Source organism: Pseudomonas sp. B16120 (assembly GCF_044218845.1).
Classification (GTDB): Bacteria; Pseudomonadota; Gammaproteobacteria; order Pseudomonadales; family Pseudomonadaceae; genus Aquipseudomonas; species Aquipseudomonas paracarnis.
In genome coordinates, this window is the sequence record NZ_CP162588.1 from 5,573,183 (window position 1) to 5,593,802 (window position 20,620).

At 55.9% G+C, this 20,620-nt stretch carries 12 protein-coding genes and 1 pseudogene; 2 read left to right on the plus strand and 11 right to left on the minus strand.

Annotation, left to right across the window (positions count from 1 at the left end):
* Positions 1 to 5: 5 nt before the first annotated feature.
* From AB4P90_RS26055 to AB4P90_RS26090, 8 genes and pseudogenes are all read right to left on the minus strand, one after another.
* Positions 6 to 3,305: an STY4851/ECs_5259 family protein gene (locus AB4P90_RS26055; RefSeq protein WP_010562361.1), complete on the minus strand. Its 3,300-nt coding sequence runs from the start codon at positions 3,303 to 3,305 to the stop codon at positions 6 to 8.
* A 68-nt stretch (positions 3,306 to 3,373) separates the two neighbouring features.
* Positions 3,374 to 6,562: a type I restriction endonuclease subunit R gene (locus tag AB4P90_RS26060; protein ID WP_010562360.1), complete on the minus strand. Its 3,189-nt coding sequence runs from the start codon at positions 6,560 to 6,562 to the stop codon at positions 3,374 to 3,376.
* Positions 6,563 to 6,791: 229 nt separating this feature from the next.
* Positions 6,792 to 8,258, minus strand: a complete 1,467-nt coding sequence (locus AB4P90_RS26065; protein WP_010562359.1) for an ATP-binding protein — start codon at positions 8,256 to 8,258, stop codon at positions 6,792 to 6,794.
* A gap of 70 nt (positions 8,259 to 8,328) precedes the next feature.
* On the minus strand, positions 8,329 to 9,276 hold the full coding sequence (locus tag AB4P90_RS26070) for a GIY-YIG nuclease family protein (RefSeq protein ID WP_010562358.1): 948 nt from the start codon (positions 9,274 to 9,276) through the stop codon (positions 8,329 to 8,331).
* Entirely contained in the window at positions 9,273 to 10,607 is a 1,335-nt protein-coding gene (locus AB4P90_RS26075) for a restriction endonuclease subunit S (RefSeq protein ID WP_236202538.1), read from the minus strand. The genes AB4P90_RS26070 and AB4P90_RS26075 overlap by 4 nt, the downstream gene beginning before the upstream one ends.
* Positions 10,604 to 12,529, minus strand: a complete 1,926-nt coding sequence (locus AB4P90_RS26080) for a class I SAM-dependent DNA methyltransferase (protein ID WP_010562356.1) — start codon at positions 12,527 to 12,529, stop codon at positions 10,604 to 10,606. The genes AB4P90_RS26075 and AB4P90_RS26080 overlap by 4 nt, the downstream gene beginning before the upstream one ends.
* Positions 12,530 to 12,690: 161 nt before the next feature.
* On the minus strand, positions 12,691 to 13,638 hold the full coding sequence (locus tag AB4P90_RS26085) for an inovirus-type Gp2 protein (protein ID WP_010562355.1): 948 nt from the start codon (positions 13,636 to 13,638) through the stop codon (positions 12,691 to 12,693).
* Positions 13,639 to 13,975: 337 nt separating this feature from the next.
* Positions 13,976 to 14,074 (minus strand): annotated as a pseudogene (locus AB4P90_RS26090) (AlpA family transcriptional regulator); the annotation flags it as partial.
* 51 nt (positions 14,075 to 14,125) lie between these two features.
* Here AB4P90_RS26090 and AB4P90_RS26095 point away from each other — a divergent pair.
* Complete coding sequence (locus tag AB4P90_RS26095; protein ID WP_231998196.1) at positions 14,126 to 14,350, plus strand: helicase-related protein; 225 nt, start codon at positions 14,126 to 14,128, stop codon at positions 14,348 to 14,350.
* Here the strand turns inward: AB4P90_RS26095 and AB4P90_RS26100 are convergent.
* The 3 genes from AB4P90_RS26100 to AB4P90_RS26110 all read right to left on the minus strand — a co-directional run bounded on the left by AB4P90_RS26100 (position 14,269) and on the right by AB4P90_RS26110 (position 18,698).
* Entirely contained in the window at positions 14,269 to 15,696 is a 1,428-nt protein-coding gene (locus tag AB4P90_RS26100) for a UvrD-helicase domain-containing protein (protein WP_010562354.1), read from the minus strand. The genes AB4P90_RS26095 and AB4P90_RS26100 overlap by 82 nt on opposite strands.
* Positions 15,686 to 17,413, minus strand: coding sequence for an ATP-dependent endonuclease (locus AB4P90_RS26105; RefSeq protein WP_010562353.1), 1,728 nt, complete (start codon positions 17,411 to 17,413; stop codon positions 15,686 to 15,688). The genes AB4P90_RS26100 and AB4P90_RS26105 overlap by 11 nt, the downstream gene beginning before the upstream one ends.
* 134 nt (positions 17,414 to 17,547) lie before the next feature.
* Positions 17,548 to 18,698 (minus strand): IS3 family transposase gene (locus AB4P90_RS26110; protein ID WP_395605474.1). Its coding sequence is split into 2 segments (ribosomal slippage): positions 17,548 to 18,464 and positions 18,464 to 18,698, totalling 1,152 coding nucleotides; the frame shifts between segments, so codons are not numbered across the junction.
* A gap of 768 nt (positions 18,699 to 19,466) precedes the next feature.
* Between AB4P90_RS26110 and fic the strand changes: the two genes are divergently transcribed.
* A complete protein-coding gene (gene fic / locus AB4P90_RS26115; RefSeq protein ID WP_032904192.1) occupies positions 19,467 to 20,588 on the plus strand; it encodes a protein adenylyltransferase Fic in 1,122 nt (373 codons plus the stop codon).
* Positions 20,589 to 20,620 lie beyond the last annotated feature (32 nt).

Sequence of the window (20,620 nt, forward strand, 5' to 3'; positions counted from 1 at the left end):
ACTCCTTATGCCTCGTTCTGCGAGGCGAGTAAATAGGACACCACCAAGGCATGTACCGGTATGAACCAGCCTTGGCGGTCGAAGTCGGCAACCAGACGGATAGCAAATTTCAAATAGGCCGGCGTTGCTGGCAAGTCGGTGATTTTGGCCCGTCCAGCGGTGACAAAAGCCATGAAGATCGGTAGATAGGCCACTGCATCGGTGAACTCCGCCAGCGAAAGAGCTTTCACCAGAGGCGGCAGCAACTGCCTGTCAATCCAGCTGGAAAGTTCGCTGCCCAGCAAGGTAGGCCAGTTCCGATTGGCTTCATGCAGGTGCCTTAGGCCCTGATACCAAGCCGGCAGAACCTGCTCCAGAGGTAGCTTCTTTAATGAGCTGCAATTGCCAGTGCTTAGGTAGTCCCCAAGGTAATCGAAGCCGGAAACGATGCAACGCAGTGCCTCGGCGCGCTTCGAGACGAGAGTATTGACCAGTGCGTCAGGAAGTCCGGTCAGTCGCATATAGTCGTGGAACAGTCGATAGGCCTGTGCCCACAGTGGAAGCGGGATGGTTTCCCAGATGACGGAGAGTTCATCGCGGATGCGTGCGCAGAACGACTCATCCATCTCAAGGCGAAACACCGAGAAACTCAACGCCTCTTGATTGCGCGAAAGAGCCTTCCAGGTTTCGAAGGAAGAGAGTGGCAGGTGGCGGTAGTTCTGCTTCAAGTCAGCCAAGTACTGCCAGCCGCTGTGGTTGAAATCGTACGCCATGGCTGCAATCTGTTGGTCGATGGCATGCGGATTGTGCTCAGGGTGAAAAACCTCTGCAGCACGGTGCAGTGAGCATATTTCAGCGGCGGTATCCAAGCCATTGACAGGTACCACGTATAAAGCCGGGCGAAAGCGAATGCTTGAGGATTCTGCCGGGTAGATCAGCCACGGTCCACGGGGCTGCATGGCTTGCGGTATCTCAAAGCTGCCGATGCCAACGGCTTCGCTGGTCCTCTCGGTCAATTGCAACGGGGTACGCTTGGGGTCGGATAGGAGCATGGCTTCAGCCTGCACGCCATCCAGTACGGAGGTATTAGAAACGCCACTCACGTAGAAGGCATGCCGTCCCTCCCACTGCAGCTGGCCACCATAGCGGCGTATATCGAGCTTCAGCAGCGGTTGTTCGGTTTCCAGAGAAAATCTGATGTAGGCATCCTGTTCATCCACTGCCCCCAACATGTTCTGCATGTCGCCTAAGTAGCTGAACAGGTTGAGCATTACAGGTGCTGAGCCTACCCGGATGCTGTATGTCCGCTGCGGATGCGGCTGTTCCGCGCATATCAGCTCCAGCTGCATATGGAAGTTCTGTCCCTGGGTAAGACCTGAGGTCAGTGAAATGCGATGGCCCATCAGATCGGCCAATATCAACTCCCTGGCTCGCGACGGATTGCCATATTGATCCAGCAGGCGTGCCCCCTGGTAAGGATAGGGCAGGTGAAGCTGGAGAGACGGCAGTCCTTGGCCTAATTCGAGAACAAAGGTCGAAGGGGGGGCCTCACCTTGGTGGCGCATGTAAAGTGAATTTTCGTCCCGTTCCACTACCAGAGCATTGCTGACGACGTGTAAATCTAGTTGTGCAACCCCTTTGATCTGGAGACGTGCAGGCTGTTCTCGTACTCCCGGGAATAGCGAAAGATTGAAATCTCTGGGTAGGACACCGAAACGGCGCTGCAATAGTGTCTTGCCCGAGCGGGTGCGTAAGGTATAACGAGCTGAGCCACAACGGCTGCTACGTTGACGGTCCAGTAGCTCGCCATTGACGAACTCAAGCAAGTCCTCTCTGGCATGAGGGTAGCCTTCAGGCAGTTCTAGGTTGGGCCAGCCAAGGTAGACCATCGCAGGAGAGCTTTCGTAAAGTGCAAATATACCCGTGAGAGTTGGTTTAGCGTCATCGTTGTCTGCCTGATTCAGCTCGACCTGATAGTGGTCATCCCCCCTTACCAGAGATAGGTTGACGTTTGCCTCCAGCCAGAGGCCGTTCTCCTGATCCTCGAGCAGAAAATTTGCAGCGCCACCTTCGCAATTGGTGGCAAAGCCCGGGGGGACTCGGAGTCGAACCAATCCGGATGACAGCGAGCAACTGGACGAAGCGACCAGTTGCCAGCGTTCGGAGCGATTCTCGAAAATCAAGGGTATGTCGTGGTAGTCGAGGGCACTACCATCGAAGAACTGGCAATGAACCATTCGCCCGTTATCCAGCAACCGAAGGCTCAGCGGCTCGTCAAGTCTGCGACGTTCGAGTGTGACCTGAGGGTTGGAGAAGCGGACCTTGAAGCCTTGTTCAGTGAGCTGGCCGTAAACGGCGGGACCTCTGGCCAAGAGCCTTTCACCTTCGTAATAAGCCAACTCAAGGCGGGTACTGCCCAGACTCGTCGGATCGACTACGAATGTTGCCTCCTGAGGCAGGATCAATTCGGTGCGGATCAACCACTGAGGCAATGTGCCATACAGAAAATGCTCGCAAGTGAAGACCCTGGCCTTCTCTAAGGCCTCCTTGCGCTCCTGACGTTTCTGTCCTGCATCGCGTAGCCAATCATTGAGCAGCGTGCGGGAGTTGCTTTCATCCAGCGGAATTGGGAAGGCATCCGTCCAGCCTGGTGCGACCTTATCTAGGTAGTTGGCTGGATCCTGTTGATCCTTCAAGGGGTAGTGCTCGACCAGATACATGAGCTGATCAACGATGCCCGCCAGCAGCCGTCGCGTTTCCAAGTTGCGGAAGATGAGCGGTAGCTCATTTTCGAAGTCCGCCATCAAATCCGCTGTTGTTCTGCGGTTACCTTCAGTGCGATAGAAGTGCTTGATCCCCCTGCGCACAGCCCGTCCAAATCCGTGCGACTCACTTTGCACCAGTGGCCAAGGAAGGCCGCCTTCGGCAAATAGAGAGCCGAGCCAGTCGCGACTATTCTCACGAAAGCGTATCGGTCTACTCCAGTACGCCAGCCCGCTACTTGTCAGGCTGGCATGCTGCTGCGGGGACAAGGAGATCCCAAGTATTGTTTCCGGCCCCGACCATGACCATGAGCTGTTGTAGTCGCGCCGATACTGCTCACTGACAAACAGGCAAAAGCAAGCAGCCAGGTGAGTTGAGTAGTTTTGTACTGAGCCTCTTCTAAAGTAGCTGCTCAACATTTCAATTAGTGACCGATACTCAGACTCAGTAACGTGATAGCTGTAGAGTGGCTTACCGTCAGGACCTTTAAACATAGTCCGGATGAACAGGAGTTCACTTAGCCATGCCTTAGCAGCAGTGGTGGCAGGTGCGTTCAATTCCATCGAAAACTCCTTTTATGTTCTCTGGCTCTACGCAGACTGCATGCCAGGTCCTGCCATAACTTTTTTGGTTAAATGCTCGTTCTAGTCGAGCTCAACAACTCTATTCCCGCATCCTTCTTCAGCAGCTCATACACGACCGTCAGGAACACATCTCGCGTGGATTCGTCGCTCAGCAGCTTGGTCGCCATGCTAGTGTGACTGCTCATTGCACTGGCAATGGCCTGGATGGCTTTGCTCGGCAGGTCAGCCTTCATCGCCTGGTCCATGGTGTTGTTCTGCACCTGAGCCATGACCACGGTATCGCCACGCAGCTTTTCGGACACATGCACCGCGAATGCCACTTGATCTGTATCGGTGATGTCTTTGCCGAAAGCGTTATTGAGCTTTTCGATCAGCTCGGTGAGGTATTTTTTCTCCCGGTCGCGGGCGTCGCGCAAGCCGTTATCGGTGATGCCATATAGCTCAGGTGCCTCACCCACGGCTGAAAGCCCTGCCAGCCCCTCTCCTTTTTTGATCTTGTAGTGGCTGAGTTTGAGATCATCCAGATCCACCTGTTCGGCGCTGACGCCCTTCAAGCGTTTACGCAGCAGCCGAGCGTAGCTGGCGAAAGCTTCCAGCGCAGGGTCGCCGAACTCCACCAGTTGAGCAATGTACTCATAGGTGCGGACGAACTTGGTCAGGCTCTCGCTGAAGATCATCAATTCATCACGACCCATGCAGTACTCCGCCCGTTGTACGTCGGAGTACTCCATCCCCTTTTCGTCACCGTTGTCGTGAGCGGCCTCCCAGGCCTTTTCCCACTGGTCGATGCCATCGTTGAGGGTCTTTAGCTTGCCATTGAAACGGTCGGTGGCTGATTGAGTCAGCGAATAAAGCTTCTGGTGAGTGACATTGCGATTCACGATGGCTTCGCCAAACGCCTCGACCTCAGCGGCTTCATAGATGAACATGCCATCCAAGCGCTGCTTGATGTCGTAGACAATGTTCGGGTCCTGAATATCTGCCACTTGAGCATCACGGTAGAAGGTCTTGAACGCTGCCAGGATCTCTTCTGCCTCGTTAGCAAAGTCGATGACGTAGGTCTTGTCCTTGCCGGGGAAGGTTCGATTCAACCGCGACAGCGTCTGCACTGCCTCCACACCCGAGATTTTTTTGTCCAGGTACATTGCCACCAGCTTGGGTTGGTCGAAGCCGGTCTGGTACTTGTTGGCAACGATCATCACCCGGTAATCCGGGGTGTCGAACACCTTTCGCATATCGCGGCCATTGAGGCCGGGGTTTAAGTTGGTCTCGCTGAACTGGTGATCCGCAGGCAGGCCGGTTTCCTGCACATCGCTATTGGGCACCTCACCGGAGAACGCCACCATCGCCTGCACGTTGTCGTAGCCCTTGCGCTGGCAGTAGTCCAGCAGCGCCAAGTGGTACTTCACCGCAGCGGCACGCGAGCTGGTCACCACCATGGCCTTGGCCTGACCACCGAGCAAGTGTGCAACGTTCTTGCGGAAGTGCTCGACGATCAGCTCGACCTTCTGCCCCACGTTCACCGGATTCAGTGACAGCCACTTGGCCAGCTTGCGCCGGGCACTCTTCTCGTCCACACGTTTGTCGTCGACAAACTCGCTGCCGATTTTGAACGCCACGTTATAGCCGGTGTAGTTCTTCAGCACATCAAGGATAAAGCCTTCCTCGATGGCCTGCTGCATGGTGTAAAGGTGAAACGGTGCCGGAGGATTTTCCTGGTTCACCGGCTGCGCCGCATTTCGCGGGCGGCCAAACAAACTTAGAGTCGAATGCTTGGGCGTGGCGGTAAAGGCAAAGTAGCTGGCATTGCCCGGTCGGCTACGCGATGACTGCCATACCGATAAACGCTCCTCTTTGCTCAGTCTGTCCCACTCGTCCTCACTCTGCCCGGTCAGCACATAGCGCAGGTCATCGGCGGTACTGCCGCCAGTGGAGCTGTGCGCCTCGTCGATAATGATGGCGAAACGACGGTCACGCAGGCTGGTTTCACCTAGAATGGCCTTCTGTGCATAGGGAAAAGTCTGCAGGGTACAGACGATGATCGGCACGCCGTCTAGCATTGCCTTGGCCAACTGCTGGCTCTTGGGGAGGCTGGATTGCTGACGGTCGATGGCGCACACCACCCCTGCCTGGTGCTCGATCTGCTGGATGGCATCCTGCAACTGCTGATCCAGCACCTGGCGGTCAGTGACCACGATCACGCTATGGAAATACGGCTCGCCATCCGGGCGACGCACGCGGATCAACGAATGCGCCGTCCAGGCAATGGTATTGGTCTTGCCCGAGCCAGCGCTGTGTTGGATCAGATAAGGCTGCCCGGCACCCTCGATGCGCACCGCGTCGATCATCTTGGTTACGCCTTCCCACTGATGGAAGCGCGGGAAAATCAAACCTTCCTTGAAGTAGGTCTTGCCGTTCAAATCCTGGGCTTCCTTGCGCTCCTGAAGCACGTAGCGATGGAAGATGTGCAGCCAATTATCCTTCTGCAGCACCCGCTTCCAAAGGTAGCTCACCGGGTAGCTGTCATTGTCGCCGGGTGGATTACCCGCCGCGCCATCGTTTCCCCGGTTAAACGGCAGAAAGAAAGTCGAATCCCCGGCCAGTTTGGTGGTCATGCGGATATCGCTGTCGCTCATGGCGAAGTGCACCACTGCACCACGCTTGAAGGTCAGCAGCGGTTCAAACCCGCCACTCTTGCGCTCCGGCTTGCGGTCCATCCGGTACTGCTGCATGGCAGCCTGCACCGACTGGGTGAAGTCGGTCTTAAGCTCCACCGTAGCCACGGGAATACCATTGATAAAGAAGGCCAGGTCGATCTCGTCGGTCTTGTCCAACGAGAAACGCAGCTGCGGTACCACGCGCAGGCGGTTGCTCGCATAGCGCTGAATCACCGTCTCGTTGCGATCATCCTCCGGTAACCCCTGGCTCATGGCTAAGGTGCCGCCACCGGCCACGGCGAAGCCGTAACGCAGCACATTCACCGTTCCGCCATCGACCTTGTTTTCCAGTTGTTTAACCAGCCGATCCAGCACCACATCGCGAGTGCCAGTACCGTTCATGGCATGCAACTTGGCCATGGCCTGCGGCTGGCTTTCCTCCAGCCAACCGAGCACATCATCAGGGAACAGCGCCCGCGCCGCGTCATAGTCGGCGGACTTGCCGACCAACCAACCAGCAGCAGCCAGTTGCTCGACGATATGGCGTTCGAGTTCGCATTCGTGGTGGATGTGGCTCATGGGGCGATCCTTCGTCTGGCCCGCCCCTATCTGAGAGAGGCAGTTTGTCTAAAGTTGGTCTTGAGTTCGTCTAATGCTCGGTGCCGACAAGCTGAGCCACCAGTCAAATACCCATCAAATACAAAAAACATCAGGCTAACGCCGCAAGCGTAATGATTTAGAGGCTTTAGCCTTGAAAATATGCCGCCCAACAGACGACGAATCAAATACCCGTCAAATACAACGCCACTCAAGCCCAGTAGGGCAGATAGCGTGAGTTTTTGTTGGACTGTCCCTCTTCATAGGGCTTGATAACCTGTACCTCTTTTGCGTCCCGAATAATCCGCGATGCCATCGCACTGTTTTTGGCATCGATTCCAAAGCGTTCACGCAGCGTCGTATTAGTCATCGGGTCACGCAGCACATAACGCAGGCAAGCATGCAGATAGCAGGCATATACCCGCTCCTGCTTGTCCATGTCCTTGAGTGCTCGGTGAGCGAACAGTACGACCCGTAGAGAGCCATCAGGGCGCTCCCAGCGCGGCGGTGGTAATTGATAGAGTTCCGTATCGGAAACCACCTTGTCCACGCCGCTACCCCGTTCTTCACAGATGCCGACGCGTCGCATAAAAGAGGCCAGCGCCTCATTGCGTGAGCGAGGCGGACTATCGAGAAAACGATCAACATCGACCAGAGGCTCACCGGGATTGGTGATCTCAAGGCGGTCATCAAAAATCTCCACCATAGGGCCTGCACCCGACACAGAGAAATCCTGATGGATCAGGGCATTGGCAATCAGCTCACGCACTGCCAAGTCCGGGTACATCGGCACATCCTTGCGCAGGGCCTTTCCAATTACCTCATTTCGAGGTAGCAGTGCACTGAGAAAATCAATCAACCCCTCGAAACCGCTGGCATAGCCCTTGTGCCCCTGCTGCTCACGTACGGTTTTCAGACGCCCCTTGCCTTCATAAACAATCAGCCGCACCGCCTTGCGCGCTAGCCCTTTGAATTTCTGCAACTCACGGGCAAACAAAATCGCGCCGAGGTTGGTGATCTCCCAGCGCTTGGCCGCATCACAACGCAGCATGCCATCTTCTTGCAGACGGCTGAGAATACCGCTCTGATCCGTAGGCAGTGGAAGCCCCAGCAATTGGAAATAAGCAGGGTAATCAAGTAAGGCCAAAGCCTCAGAAGCATCCAGATTGCTTGCCGCCGACAGCTCCTCGAAGGGGGTTCGGTCGAATACTCGCCAGAGCGCACGCTCTTGTTCAGGGAAGTCTTTCAACGGTTTCTTGTTCGAGCCAATCCGGATTAGCTCACGCCCCTCAAAGGTCGTCGGCTTACTGTGTGCGCTGGGGATTTCCAACAAAACCAAAGGTTTGCCGTCGACTTCGAAGGCATGAAAACGAAAATGCAGCCGAGGACTCAGCAGTCGCAGCAGCCAGCTTTCGAGCTCCTCGTTACCTTTCTTCGCGCTGTGCGGTTTGAAAGTAGTACCGACAATCTCATGGGTCTTGTCACTCACACCCCAGACCAGATAGGCATTGCTCTTGCCGTCCAGAGCTGCCGCATTGGATAAAGCAGCTAGGTACTCACCAATTTCCTGTGGATCGGCGTTGTTGTGTTTGAACTCCAGCCACGGGGTTTCGGCCGGGAGCTTACACAGCTCCCTGACCAAGCTGATCAGGTAATCGGCATTACGTTCCAAGGTCATGACGCCCTCCTAAAATTATGGGTGCCCGACAACTGACTCGCTGAGCTGCACAGAAAAGTGTCTGGCTTGCTCATTCTGCCTCCGGTTCGGGGGTAACGCTGTTTAACTGCTGATCCTGCCAGGCTGCGTAGGTTTGCCCCGTGCCCTCAACCACCCAGGAGGTGCGCCCATTGGCGGAACGGCCACACACCACGGCGGCGGCAGCGCTGGGGCTGCTGAAGGCATAGTCGTCGCTAAACACCAGGTTATTGCTGCCTTGTGCGACCATGACGCCTTCGCCGACCAGTTGCTTGAATAATCCCTGGTAGCCACGCTCGGTACCCACCCACTCGGCGCGGGCCTTAGAGCCCTTGAGCACAAAGAACTCGCCGTCGATTTCCTGCCCTTGCGCGCTGATGCTGTAACGCGGCACCTCCAGATTGAAGCGCGGCGAGTGGCTGACTGGAATGGCCGGGCTGGTACTGACGGCAGCGGAAGGCTTGGTCAGCTCACGCAGAAAGTCGAAGCCCAGCACCGGCAGCACGGTACGGATCTGCTCTAGGAAGAAGGCCATATCAGCGCGGTCGGACTCCGGCAGACTGCCATAATCATGCGCAGTGCCATTAAGCAGCTCGCAGCGGCCGACTTGGTTAGCGATGCTGATCAGCAGGCTTTCCAGATACTTCACATGGGTCTTGGTCAAGTTCTGGTCCTTGCTGGTGACCAGACAAACCTTTTCCCAGAAGTCTTTGCCGCCCGCCGTACCCTCGGAGGCCTCCGGGCGGTTGTGCTGTTTGAGGCGCTTGGCCACGTCATCCGACTCGCCGATATACACCTTGGAGCGCAGATTGTTATCCGGGTCGGGGCCGACCAGAAAATACACGCCGGTTCGCCCGCACTCGGGACGCTGCACCAGCTCGGCCAGCTTGCTGCGCGGGCCGGTGAGAACATGGCCGGTCCAGTTCATGATCTCGGCAGTAAGAAGTCCATTGGGCGTACCGTCCACCAGAAACAAACGGATGCTGCGGCCTGGGTTCATGTGGCCTCCCGCAGGTCGATTTGGCCGGTGACGGCGGCCGTGATTAGGGCGGAGCGGCGTTCTTTGAGTAGAGCAATGCTGCGCGCGGTTTTAGTTAGCAAAACATCAAGGCTATCGGACTCAATGCGAACATGATCTGCAATTTCTCGCTGCTCACGCTTTGGCGGAAAAGCAAACCGGTATTGGCGAAACTTCTCAGCTGGCAGATGCGCAATAGTTGCCTTGGAATCCGATTCCTCAAAAACCCCGCGCTTTTTTGCGGTAAGAAGTGAAAAGAAGAAAAATTCTGCCGTATCCGTGTTTTGTAAGCGCGGACGCAAACGATGTAGAGCTTTCTGGTAGCCGAAAACAGAGCTTTCACCCCTCCAGATAGCTGCACGCCCTACATCCCCACCTTCGCAGACCATCAAATCCCCATCCATGACGGTATAACGTTCAATCTCCGCCGGATGAATATCCATTTCAGGAAGATTTTGGATATTGATGGCCCCCCATTGCACATCCTGATTTCTAAGGTAAGGAACCAGGCTAGTCTTGGTGAGCTTTTTCTCGTCGAGCATTTTCCCTAGCTCAACTGAGTATCGGAAACTCAGCTTGCAGACGGCCCAATGCTCAGGCACCTCTCCCAGCCACTCTACGCCGGAGTCTTTCATCTTCACATTCGGATCGAGACCCTTCGTGACGGCATGGGTGATCAGCGCCTGGCGCTTTTCGCGCAGCAGTTCGATAAAGCGGGCTTTCTTCTCCACCAACGCGTCGATGCGGACGGTTTCGCGATCGAGGTGGGAAAGAATTGCGCATTGCTCCTCGCTGGGTGGAATTGTGAGCTGCATGGATGTCCATGCCTCCATACGGAGAGCCTTTGTTCCATGCCCGGCCTCCTCAAGACGGCACAGCGACTCATCTGCCAAGCCTCTGAGCAAATGAGCCAGAAATCTCCCATCCAGCTTCGACGACGCATGCAGAGCCTTCAAATCTTGATTGATTGCCATCGGCACCATGGCTTCAGCCACCGGAAATATCCGCGCCAGAATCATTCCCCTGACCACAACCAAAACGCTTCCTGCAGGAACCAGAGATGCAGCACCAGATGTAACCGCCAGCTCTGTCAGATGATCTTGCGTGTCCTCAAGCTGTTCCTTTTTGAGGTCTTTGGCCGAGGCCCAAGGGATATCGCCATCCCAAAATTCCTGCTTGTCTTTGCTGGGAGTGCCTCCGCTACGGAAAGTCACGACGTACTTGAGTGGCGAGACAGCCCAATGCCCCGGCACCTGCCCCAACCACTCCACCCCGGAATCCTTGTACACCGGGTACGGCTTGTAATGACTCACGCCGTCACCTCACCCAGCAGCGCGGCAATCTCCGCCTCCACTGCCTTCAAGTCGGCATCGATCTCAGCCAGCGCACGCGGTGGCTGGTAGACGTAGAAGTAGCGGTTGAAGTTGATCTCGTAGCCGACGATGCCGACCTGGCCGTCCTTCGCATCAAGCTTGCCGGTATCGATCCAGGCATCCGACACGTGCGGCAGCACTTCACGGGCGAAGTATTCGTCGATGGACTGGTTGAGCGGCACGTTCTCGAACTCGCGTAGGTCGCTGTCCGCCTGCATATTGCCTTTGTCGTCCAGTACCGGTTGGGCTTCGGCAGCACGCTCGCCGAAGCAGGCCAATGCGGCTTTCAGCGCGCCTTTGCTGAGTTTCTTGATGCCAGCGGCGTTGAGGAAGGCCGGCAAGTTATCGAAGCTGCCGGAAACGTTAGCGAACTCTTCAACCTGATCGGCACCCTTGGTGGCCTGGTAAGCGGCGAGCTTGTCCGGCGTGACCGAGAAGCGCAGGCGCAGCGGGCGCTCGACGGTGATGCGCCGGTAGCCGAAGTCGGTGGTGGCAAACACCTTGCTGTTCGAACCGTTCTTACCGGCCTCATGCAGCTTGGCAATTTCTGCGATCTGCTCCTCAGCGAGAAACTTACGCTTGCTGCCCAGGCTTTTACGCATGGGCGCGTGCATGGCGGTGGCGTCGATCAGTTGCACCTGGCCTTTGCGCGCGGCTTCCTTATGGTTGGACAGCACCCAGATATAGGTGCCGATGCCTGTGTTGTAGAACAGGTCGTTGGGCAGGGCGATGATCGCCTCCAGCCAGTCATTCTCCAGAATCCAGCGACGGATCTCCGATTCGCCGGAGCCCGCACCGCCATTGAACAGCGGAGAGCCGGACAAGACGATACCGATCCGTGTGCCACCCTGCTCTGCCGGCTTGCGCTTGGACAGTAGGTGCATAAGGAACAGCAGTGAGCCATCGCCCACTCGTGGCAGGCCGGCACCGAAGCGCCCGGCGAAACCAAGACTGGCCTGCTCGTCCTGCACCTGCTTCTGCACCTTCTCCCACTTCACGCCGAACGGCGGGTTAGCCAGGCAGTAGTCGAACTGCTCATGGGGCAACAGGTCGCTGGAAAGGGTGTTACCTAGCTTGATGTTCTTGGTGTCATAACCCTGAATCAACTTGTCCGCCACCGAGATGGCGTAGGTTTCCGGGTTCAATTCCTGAGCGTAAGGCACCAGGCGGGCATTGGGGTTCCACTCAGCCACCTGCTCGATGGCTGAGGAGAGGAAGCCGCCCGTACCAGCAGCGCAGTCATACACGGTGCGCACCACGCCTTCGCCATTCAGCGCCTGATGGTCGGGTGCGAAGATCAACGTAGTTGCAAGACGCACCACGTCACGCGGGGTGAAGAACTCTCCGGCGGTGTCGTTGGCGGACTCAGCGAACTTTCGGATCAGATGCTCGAACACCAGACCCATTTCGTGGTTGCTGATAACGCTGGGATGCAAATCGATGCTAGCGAACTTCTGCGTCAATAGGTACAGCAGGTTGGCGGTTTCCAGTCGGCTAAGCCAATCAGCAAAATTGAAGTGCTGAAATACCTGATGGGCATTGGCCGAAAATTTGGCGATGTAATTTTCCAGATTGGCGCGGGTGCTGGTGGAGCCGACGCTTTCCAAAGCAAACTGCGAGACGTTATAGAAGGTAGCCCCGGCGGTGGTAGGCAGAATCAAATCCATATCCACGCCGCTGGCGTGCATTGCCAGAAACTGGCTGCGCACCTTGTCGCGGGTAGGTTCCAGCACGCACTCCAGACGACGCAGCACAGTAAAAGGCAGGATGATGCGACCGAACTCGGACTGCCTGAAATCGCCACGTAGCACATCGGCCACGTTCCAGATGAAATCGGCGAGATTTTGCTGTTGCTGGTTCACGCAGGAATCCTTTAAACGGGTGAACGCAGGGAGGTTTGTCAGGCGATGATCGCCCCGGAGCCTCCTTGCGGTGGTGGTGTTGCTGATGGCAGAACCTTAACCGGTCAGGGAGCTGAGAACCAGCACGAGGGCTGCGACTTGTAAAGATTTCAGGTAGATAGCTACCGTCGCAATCCTTTGCGCAGGCACTTGCCACGGAGCGGCTTCAACCGTAATTGCTGAGCGTCCTTGACCAGGTAACGCACCGTTTTATGAACATTGCGCCGAATCGTTCGATCGCTCCGCAGGATCATGCCGATACCACACTTGTCTCCGTACTTTTCCTTGTCGTGATTGCAGCTATTGAAGTAGCCCTGCCCCCGCGTAATCCGCTCCCACAGCTCACCAATCTGCTTGGCTTTATAGATGTCTCCGCGCACTTCATTACCGTTGAAGAAGAAAGCCGCATGGATGTGGTATCCCCGGTCTTCACCCTGTTCAACACTGCAGATGTAACCAGTCTCAAGGTCGAAGATCGGATTGCGCTCACGCTCAGCAATCAGCCGATCCAGGTCGTCGAATACATGCTCGACACGTAACCTTGCCTGCGCTTCCGAGAGGTAGTACAGATTGACCCTGACTATTGTGGTGCGAGAGTAACGATCAAGCACAGCATCAACGTAATCGGTGACGCTTCCCTCCTGCTTCTTAGCCTGGAGGCGGAGGTCATCCTTCCTGCGGAGATACCATCGCTCACGAGTCAACTGACGGATCCGAGCAACCAAGACGTTCATGCTGTGGTGGTGGTCGAGCCAAGCCGTACCCCTTTCATTCAAGCAGACAGGACCATCAGGATGACGCTCCAGTCCAATGTCCTGGCATGCTTCCCAAAACGCTCGCAGGTGCTCGCTGTAGCGGTATTCAACTCGGTCATCGAACAGATCCATCATCTGCCGGATGTGAGTGAAGTATCTGGAGAGCCTGGTCTCCTCAACTCGCTCATAACCTGTGCGGGTTTGCCTGAACCGAAAGGCTGGGCTGTCATGCTGCTCGATGGCCTGGACGAGTCGTTCAATCTGAATGGCGATGTCGGACTGGGAAAGGTAGGTGTAGGTGTTGCGCTTGGTCATGGTGGTGTACCTGATTGGTTGTTCGCATATCAGGTACGTGCTCTGTGTACTTTTTAACCGAAGACGTATCGCTAGTCTGAGCAGTAGGTGCTGTGTAGCTGGATCATACTGCCTATTGAATTTTATGTATCGATAGTTAATAACTATATAACTAGAAGCAGCACCGTCTCAGATGGCTCCTCACGGCCAGACGGGGAGATGAGGAGCAACATTCCCAAGCCTACCAAGAGATTTTCCAAACCACCTTTTGGGGGAGTTAGCTGAGAAGACAGGCTTTCCCAAAGCGGCATAAACGCCATGACCAGCTACAGGCCGGTCATGGCGCAGTGATTAATTTTTAGCTGGCCACATTCAGACGACCAGATCGGGCTGAAGAGCTCTCTGCTAGGCCGCGCTCTTCAATTCTTGCCAGTATCCAGTCGTGCACCTCGCGTTCATCGACCGTGAAACCCTCAAGCGCATCGTGCCAGATCGTAAGCTTCGGCTAATGGTCGCCACCGATGCAGCCTGTGAGGGACTGCACCTGCAGACGCTGGGCGTGCTAATCAACGTTGACCATCCATGGAACCCGACCAAGCTTAAGCAACGCATACCAGTCTCCTGCCAATTACGCCCTGATCACGAGACAACTCAGCCGTTTCGCACCGGCGTGAGTATGGCCGTGGGAGAGCACACAACTACTTGCCTTGCGCCCCGTGTGAGGGCGACATAAAGGTTTTGGGCTGTCATCAACTCAGGATACAGAACCACCGAGACGTCCGCCTCCAGGCCCTTGAGAAGTAAAGTGCTGCCAACCGAACGTCGTGCAATCGGTCGACCAAGATGTCGATTGCGTTCGCGAGCTTGAATCGCTGCAGTCAGAAAGTCGGATGCCCCTCCTGCCACTGCTTGCATGGCAGAGCGACAGCAGTGCAGGACTTCTGGTCGGAACACGCGTGAGTCAGGCTGGTCAGCGAGGGCATTGAGCACACGATGCGCTCTGTCAAGCGTTGGCTCCGCGACGAATGCAACGGCCTCGGCCTCAGCCGGGGTCGGAGGCGTTCGGGCCCGTCCTCCACGAAGAGACTCGACACGCGTTCGTAGGTTTGCGGCACCAACCCCGGTCATCACGTTTGAAGCGAATTCGGCGAGCTGAGCCAGAGGATTGACGCCTTGCAGGTCGAACTGCCTTGCGAAGTTGACTAGATCTCGTAGGTCGACAGCTTCGACGGCCATGGCCCCTGGTGTCTGGCTCGTGAGCTGATGGCGGCCTTGCACGTTCATAGCGTCCCCGATGATGAGGACGCTGCCCTGAGCGTTGGGGGCCTCAGTTCTCGCGGCCACTAGGCGCTGCTGGACTTCGGTTCCAGCGTTCAGCTGAGCCCAACGTACTTCTGCCGGAGCCGTGCGTAGGTCCACCGGCTGGCCAGCCTGAAGTTGTTGCCGGATGGCGAGTAACCACTGCCCAAGGTTTTCAGCACCGGCCAGTCGCCAGCGCCACGGAATCCTCAGTTCACCCGCCGCCGGGAATTGGGGCTGAACTTCGTTCGCCCAATGCACCAGTCGATTGCCACGGAAACCGAAGATGGCTTGCATGGGGTCACCAAGCACGCAGGTCGGAAGCACCTGGGCCAAACCTGACACGATGGCATGCTGGACGACATTGCAGTCTTGGTACTCGTCGACAAGCAACCGTGCGTAGCTGGCACGGAGAGGCTGGGCAAGGTGGCCAGCGTGCAACAACTGCCCGGCGGCCTCTCGAATTGCAGGGTAGTCCGCGTTGGGCTGATGGAGCTCCAAGATTTGCGGGTTGTGGCCGCTTCGCGCCGGGAACCTGGCGATGAGACGCATCGAGAACCCGTCGATGGTGGAGACCCGATACGCGGAGCTAGGAACGCCTGCACGTCTCAGGCGTGCGCGCAAAGCCGCAACACCAGCGTTCGTGTGCGTTAGGACAAGGATGGGCTTGCTCTGCGTATGCGCGATGAGCGTGTCAGCAATCAGCTGCGTCTTCCCACAACCTGCGGGGGCTGTTATTGAGCCACGCTCGATGGCGAAGATGTCGATTTCAAGGGGCACTTGTGAACGTCCAGAGCTGGTTCGTGACGGCCATGAAGCCCGCTTCGGCCGTCTGCAGAGACGGGCCAACGATGTCCCTCGCGACTTCCTGGTAGGTTGTCAACGACTTGAACCACCCGCTGTTGCGGATACGGGATGCGGTACCCAGTAGCTCTCGCTTCGCGGGTGAGTAGCCATCCACGAGTCTTTCACCCTGGATGTCGTTCAGCGTCACGCGCCCTTGGGACCTAGTCTGAATATGCTCGTTCATCAGTTCGACACCCACTATCGCTTCGGCTTTCGCCAGAAGGGCATCAAGTGCTTGGTCACTGAGATGGCGGAAGATCTCATCCTCCAAAGTAAGACCCGGACGCCAGGTAAGAATTTGCCCACCTGCGGCCAAGAATGCTTCCGCAAGTCCTGCGGTAGACGGCTTGTCGGCGTCCACAAAAACCAACACGCGATAGCCTAGGTTCCGAAGTGCGGTTCCGCGGATAAGGCTATTATCAGGACTTCCCCCGCCAGCGTTCACGTAAGCACCTCCATGAGCCAGAAACGAGGTGGCCCCAAGGCTGACCCACCATTGGTCAAGGCCACGCGCGAAACCTACCTCACTAGCCCCCTCGCAGACGATGATGGATTTGGCGAGGAACGCCTCCGGGTCGGTCCGAAGAGTGCTCTGTACTTCATTGGCTCCCCCTGCCGTCATAACGCTGTGGCGTTCAGGCCCTGATCGAACAACGAACAGCTGGCTGCCGGACAGCTCGCGAAGCGCGACCGGCGAATGCGTCGTCATGAAGACCTGCAGCGGAGCTACAGCGTCCTTCGCGCCGAGAGAATCTAGGAAACGCATTAGCCGATGAGGTTCGAGTCCATATTCCACCTCATCGACTAGAGCAATTGGCGCGGCGCTGGCCGCAGCCCTCTGAAGCCCAGCCACTAGCAGGCGTGACGAACCCGTACCAAGGGAGCGTAGCGGAATGCCTGTCTCGCTGTGCAACGCGATGGCCCCCTCGCCAATCGACACAGAGTGTGCATCAAGGAGTGCCAGTGGCATCGCCCCGACCGAAACGCCGAGATGCTGCGCTGTCTGCTGCACGACCTCAAGCGTCTGGATTAGATGTGAGGCCGCTTGATTGCCAAAGTTCGCTCTTGCCTGCCTGGCGGCGCGCGCTAGTTCGGCACCAAGCTCCGCTCGTTCATCAGTAAGTCGATTGAGCACCGAACCACGACTCCATGACAGGTTCGAACTCGCAAAGCTACCAATGCGGGCGGGAGCTATTGCCGCTCGCTCTTTCCAGGGAAGGGTGCGCTCAAGCTGCTGCAGTTCCGCGCGCTCAGAGAAAAGCGTCCAAGAAGGCTCCAAATCGGCACCAACCTGCAGAAGCAATGTGATGACAGTCTCAATACCCACCCGCGGTTCATCTTCGACCGCTCCCGTTTCGGGATTGAATCCACGCAGGAAGTCGCCGTACAGGTCAATGTCCATCAGCGATGTAGGGAGATCGCCAAGCGTCACGCTGATGGTGATGGGCACTTCGACGTTCAGAGCGAAGAAATCCATATCGCCGAATGAGCTGCTTCGGCGAGCGCCAAGGCAGAGGTCAATCGCGTCGAGGATGGTGGATTTTCCGCTGTCGCCAGGGCCTATGAGGCAGTTAATGCCGGGGGAAGGCACCCAATCCAGCGCTTGGATAGACCTGAAGTTGCTGATTTTCAGTCGGCGAATGCGTGCCACAGTGACTCCTCAAAGGTTAACGGCGGTCAGTGCTCTAGCGACAGAGCCAGAGCCAGAGCCATAGCCATAGCCATAGCCATAGCCATAGCCATAGCCATAGTCGATAGTATGCCGCCTGAATCGCCCCGGGTTTTCTAGACACTCTCCAGGCTCGCTGCGTAACGCTTTTCAAACTCTACCGGTGACAGCTGATTGTTGAAACTGTGGCGTCGTTTTGGGTTGTAAAACATCTCGATGTAATCGAACACATCATCCCGAGCATCCTGGCGTGTAGTGTAGATTTTACGCTTGATCCGTTCCCGCTTTAGCAACTGGAAAAAGCTCTCCGCTACAGCGTTGTCGTGGCAGTTACCTCGACGACTCATGCTGGCTATCAGGTTGTTAGCTTTCAAGAAGCTTCGCCAGTCTGAGCTGCTGTACTGACTTCCTTGATCTGAGTGGATCATCACCTCTTGCTTCGGCTTACGTCTCCAAACCGCCATCAGCAGTGCATCAATGGCTACGTCGCTGGTCATCTGCGACTTCATTGACCAACCAATGATCTGGCGTGAAAACAGATCGAGCACCACGGCCAAATACAGCCAGCCTTCATATGTTCGGATGTAGGTAATGTCTGTGACCCAGACTTTGTTGGGTTCTCTGACATCGAATTGGCGCTTCAGTAAGTTCGGTGAGGCAACGGCTGGTTTACCGCCATATTTTCCCGGCCTCCGTCGATACCCAGTCTGAGAACGTAAACCTTCAAGGCGCATCAACCTAGCCACCCGGTGACGGCCACAGCTCTCACCGACCTCTCGCAGGTCATCATGGATCTTGCGATAGCCATAAACGCCACCGCTTTCCAGCCAGGAGTGTTTGATCAATCCAAGCAGTCGCTGATCGTCCTTGCCTCGCGCAGATTTTGGTTCTGATAGCCACGCGTAGTAGCCGCTGGGATGAACCTTGAGCGTCAGGCAAAGCCGTCGAATCGCGTAGTGACCCGCTTGCTGCTTAATAAAGGCGTACTTCAGCCGCACTCCTTGGCAAAGTACGCGGCGGCCTTTTTTAAGATGTCTCGCTCCTCCGTCACCCGTTTCAGCTCGGCACGTAAACGACGAACCTCTGCGCTCTGATCATTCTCCTCAACGCGCTGTTCCTGGGGCTTGGTGTAGCGCTTAACCCAGGCATAGAGGCTGTGCACGGACACACCCAATCGTGCAGCCACCTCCGAGACAGGAAGCTGCTTTTCGGTCACTTGCTTGACCGCCTGGATTTTGAATTCTTCGGGATAACGCTGGTTGCTCATGGCACCTCCTAATGGGCCTCATTTTAAGGCTTGGAGGTGTCTACGAAACTAGGGGCGATTCAGCCTCTTCATCAAGGTGCAGGGTACTTCAATCAAGTGGTGACTGTTTTTTTGACCACCACTATCATCCTGGGCTGGAACTTGAAAAAACCCAAGCAGCCGTTTAAGCAACTACCCTTGAACGGTGCTCTTGGCCGATTTTTGCCTAAAGCGTATGGCAGAGATCATTGAAGCTGCATCCAGGCTCATCTGACCGAGAGAAGCCTATGTCCGTTTGCGACCACGAGCCAAAGCTTGAGCATTCAATGTCACGCGTCGCAGGCATGGGGGGACAGATGAGGGGACAAACAAAATAAAAAATAAAAATACTATACAAATTAATAACTTAACAAACATAAAAAGCCGCCCACAAGCCGGCTTTTTAATCCCCCCCTTAAACATCAATCACGTAGCCTTAAAGATCCACTCTGCCCCCCCTGAACATGTCTCTGGTGCAATAGGCAGCCATTCAAAGGCCAGTGGGCTCCAGCAATATCAAAATGACTCGACGCAATCTAGGTGTATTACCCCTTCTTCATTGCTTCACCCAAATAGTCAGCGACCTGATCGATATCCAACATGTCGCCAACAGCGACGCGAGGATGAAACATGTCGCAAAAATACAAAAATAACGACACGTTATGCACACAGGCTTACACTAGCGACATGACAAGGGCGCTTATAAAAGCGGCCTTACCTTTAACTGGACGTCCTAGTGAGCGTGCGCCCATGACTAACCCCCAACGGCCTTGGCAGGCGGATAGACCCTATAACCAGCTTCCACCCTTGCCGCCAAAGGCAGAACTGGAAACCCGAGCAGTCCTCAAACGCTGCATCGAAGCTCGAGCAGCCTTGGCCGAATTGAAACAAGCAGCCGAGCTGATTCCTAACCAGACGATGCTGATCAATACGATCCCGCTGCTGGAAGCCAAGGACAGCTCCGAGATCGAAAGTATTGTCACTACTACAGATTTACTATTTCAGCATGCCCAGGATTGCGCCAATCATGCAGATCCCGCGACCAAAGAAGCCCTCCGGTACCGCAAGGCTCTACATAACGGTTTCCAGTCTCTGGCTGAACGTCCACTCTCTACCGGCACAGCAGTAGAGATCTGTCGAACGCTCAAGGGTGTAGACATGGACATCCGTCGAGTGCCAGGCGTCCAGCTAGCCAATGATCGGACCGGAGAAATCATCTATACCCCACCAGAGGGCGAAGATCGCTTACGCGACTTGCTCACCAACTGGGAACGTTTTCTACACAACGAGACAGACCTCGACCCGCTGGTTCGCATGGCTGTCGGACACTATCAGTTCGAGGCTATTCATCCATTCACAGACGGCAACGGTCGTACCGGGCGCGTGCTAAACACCCTGTATCTGATCCAGGAAGGTCTGTTGAATCTACCGATTCTTTACCTTAGTCATTTCATCATTGCGCATAGAGCCGATTACTATCGACTACTGCTTGATGTCACACGCGAACAGGCCTGGGAGCCCTGGCTGCTGTACATGCTTACTGCCGTGGAAGAAACCGCTCGCTGGACCAGTGCAAAAATTGCCGCCATTCGCAGCCTGTCCGAGCACACCAGCCAATTTGTTCGCGAACGTTTGCCGAAAACCTACTCACGCGAATTGGTGGACGTGATTTTTGAGCAGCCCTATTGCCGTATTAGCAACGTCGTCGACAAGCAGATCGCTCAGCGCCAGGCTGCTTCTCGCTACCTCAAAGAGCTGGTCTCCATTGATGTTCTGCAAGAGGTTCAGGTCGGAAAGGAAAAACTGTTCATTCATCCAAAGCTGATGCAGTTGCTGATTCGCGACAGCAACGAATTCAAGCCCTATTTCTGAGCCGAAATTAAGGAAATCGTGAATAAGTCGCC

Coding starts and splice junctions, on each gene's coding strand:
- AB4P90_RS26055 (WP_010562361.1), bottom strand. CDS start 3,305: ATGGAATTGAACGCACCTGCCACCACTGCTGCTAAGGCATGGCTAAGT.
- AB4P90_RS26060 (WP_010562360.1), bottom strand. CDS start 6,562: ATGAGCCACATCCACCACGAATGCGAACTCGAACGCCATATCGTCGAG.
- AB4P90_RS26065 (WP_010562359.1), bottom strand. CDS start 8,258: ATGACCTTGGAACGTAATGCCGATTACCTGATCAGCTTGGTCAGGGAG.
- AB4P90_RS26070 (WP_010562358.1), bottom strand. CDS start 9,276: ATGAACCCAGGCCGCAGCATCCGTTTGTTTCTGGTGGACGGTACGCCC.
- AB4P90_RS26085 (WP_010562355.1), bottom strand. CDS start 13,638: ATGACCAAGCGCAACACCTACACCTACCTTTCCCAGTCCGACATCGCC.
- AB4P90_RS26095 (WP_231998196.1), top strand. CDS start 14,126: ATGGTCGCCACCGATGCAGCCTGTGAGGGACTGCACCTGCAGACGCTG.
- fic (WP_032904192.1), top strand. CDS start 19,467: ATGACTAACCCCCAACGGCCTTGGCAGGCGGATAGACCCTATAACCAG.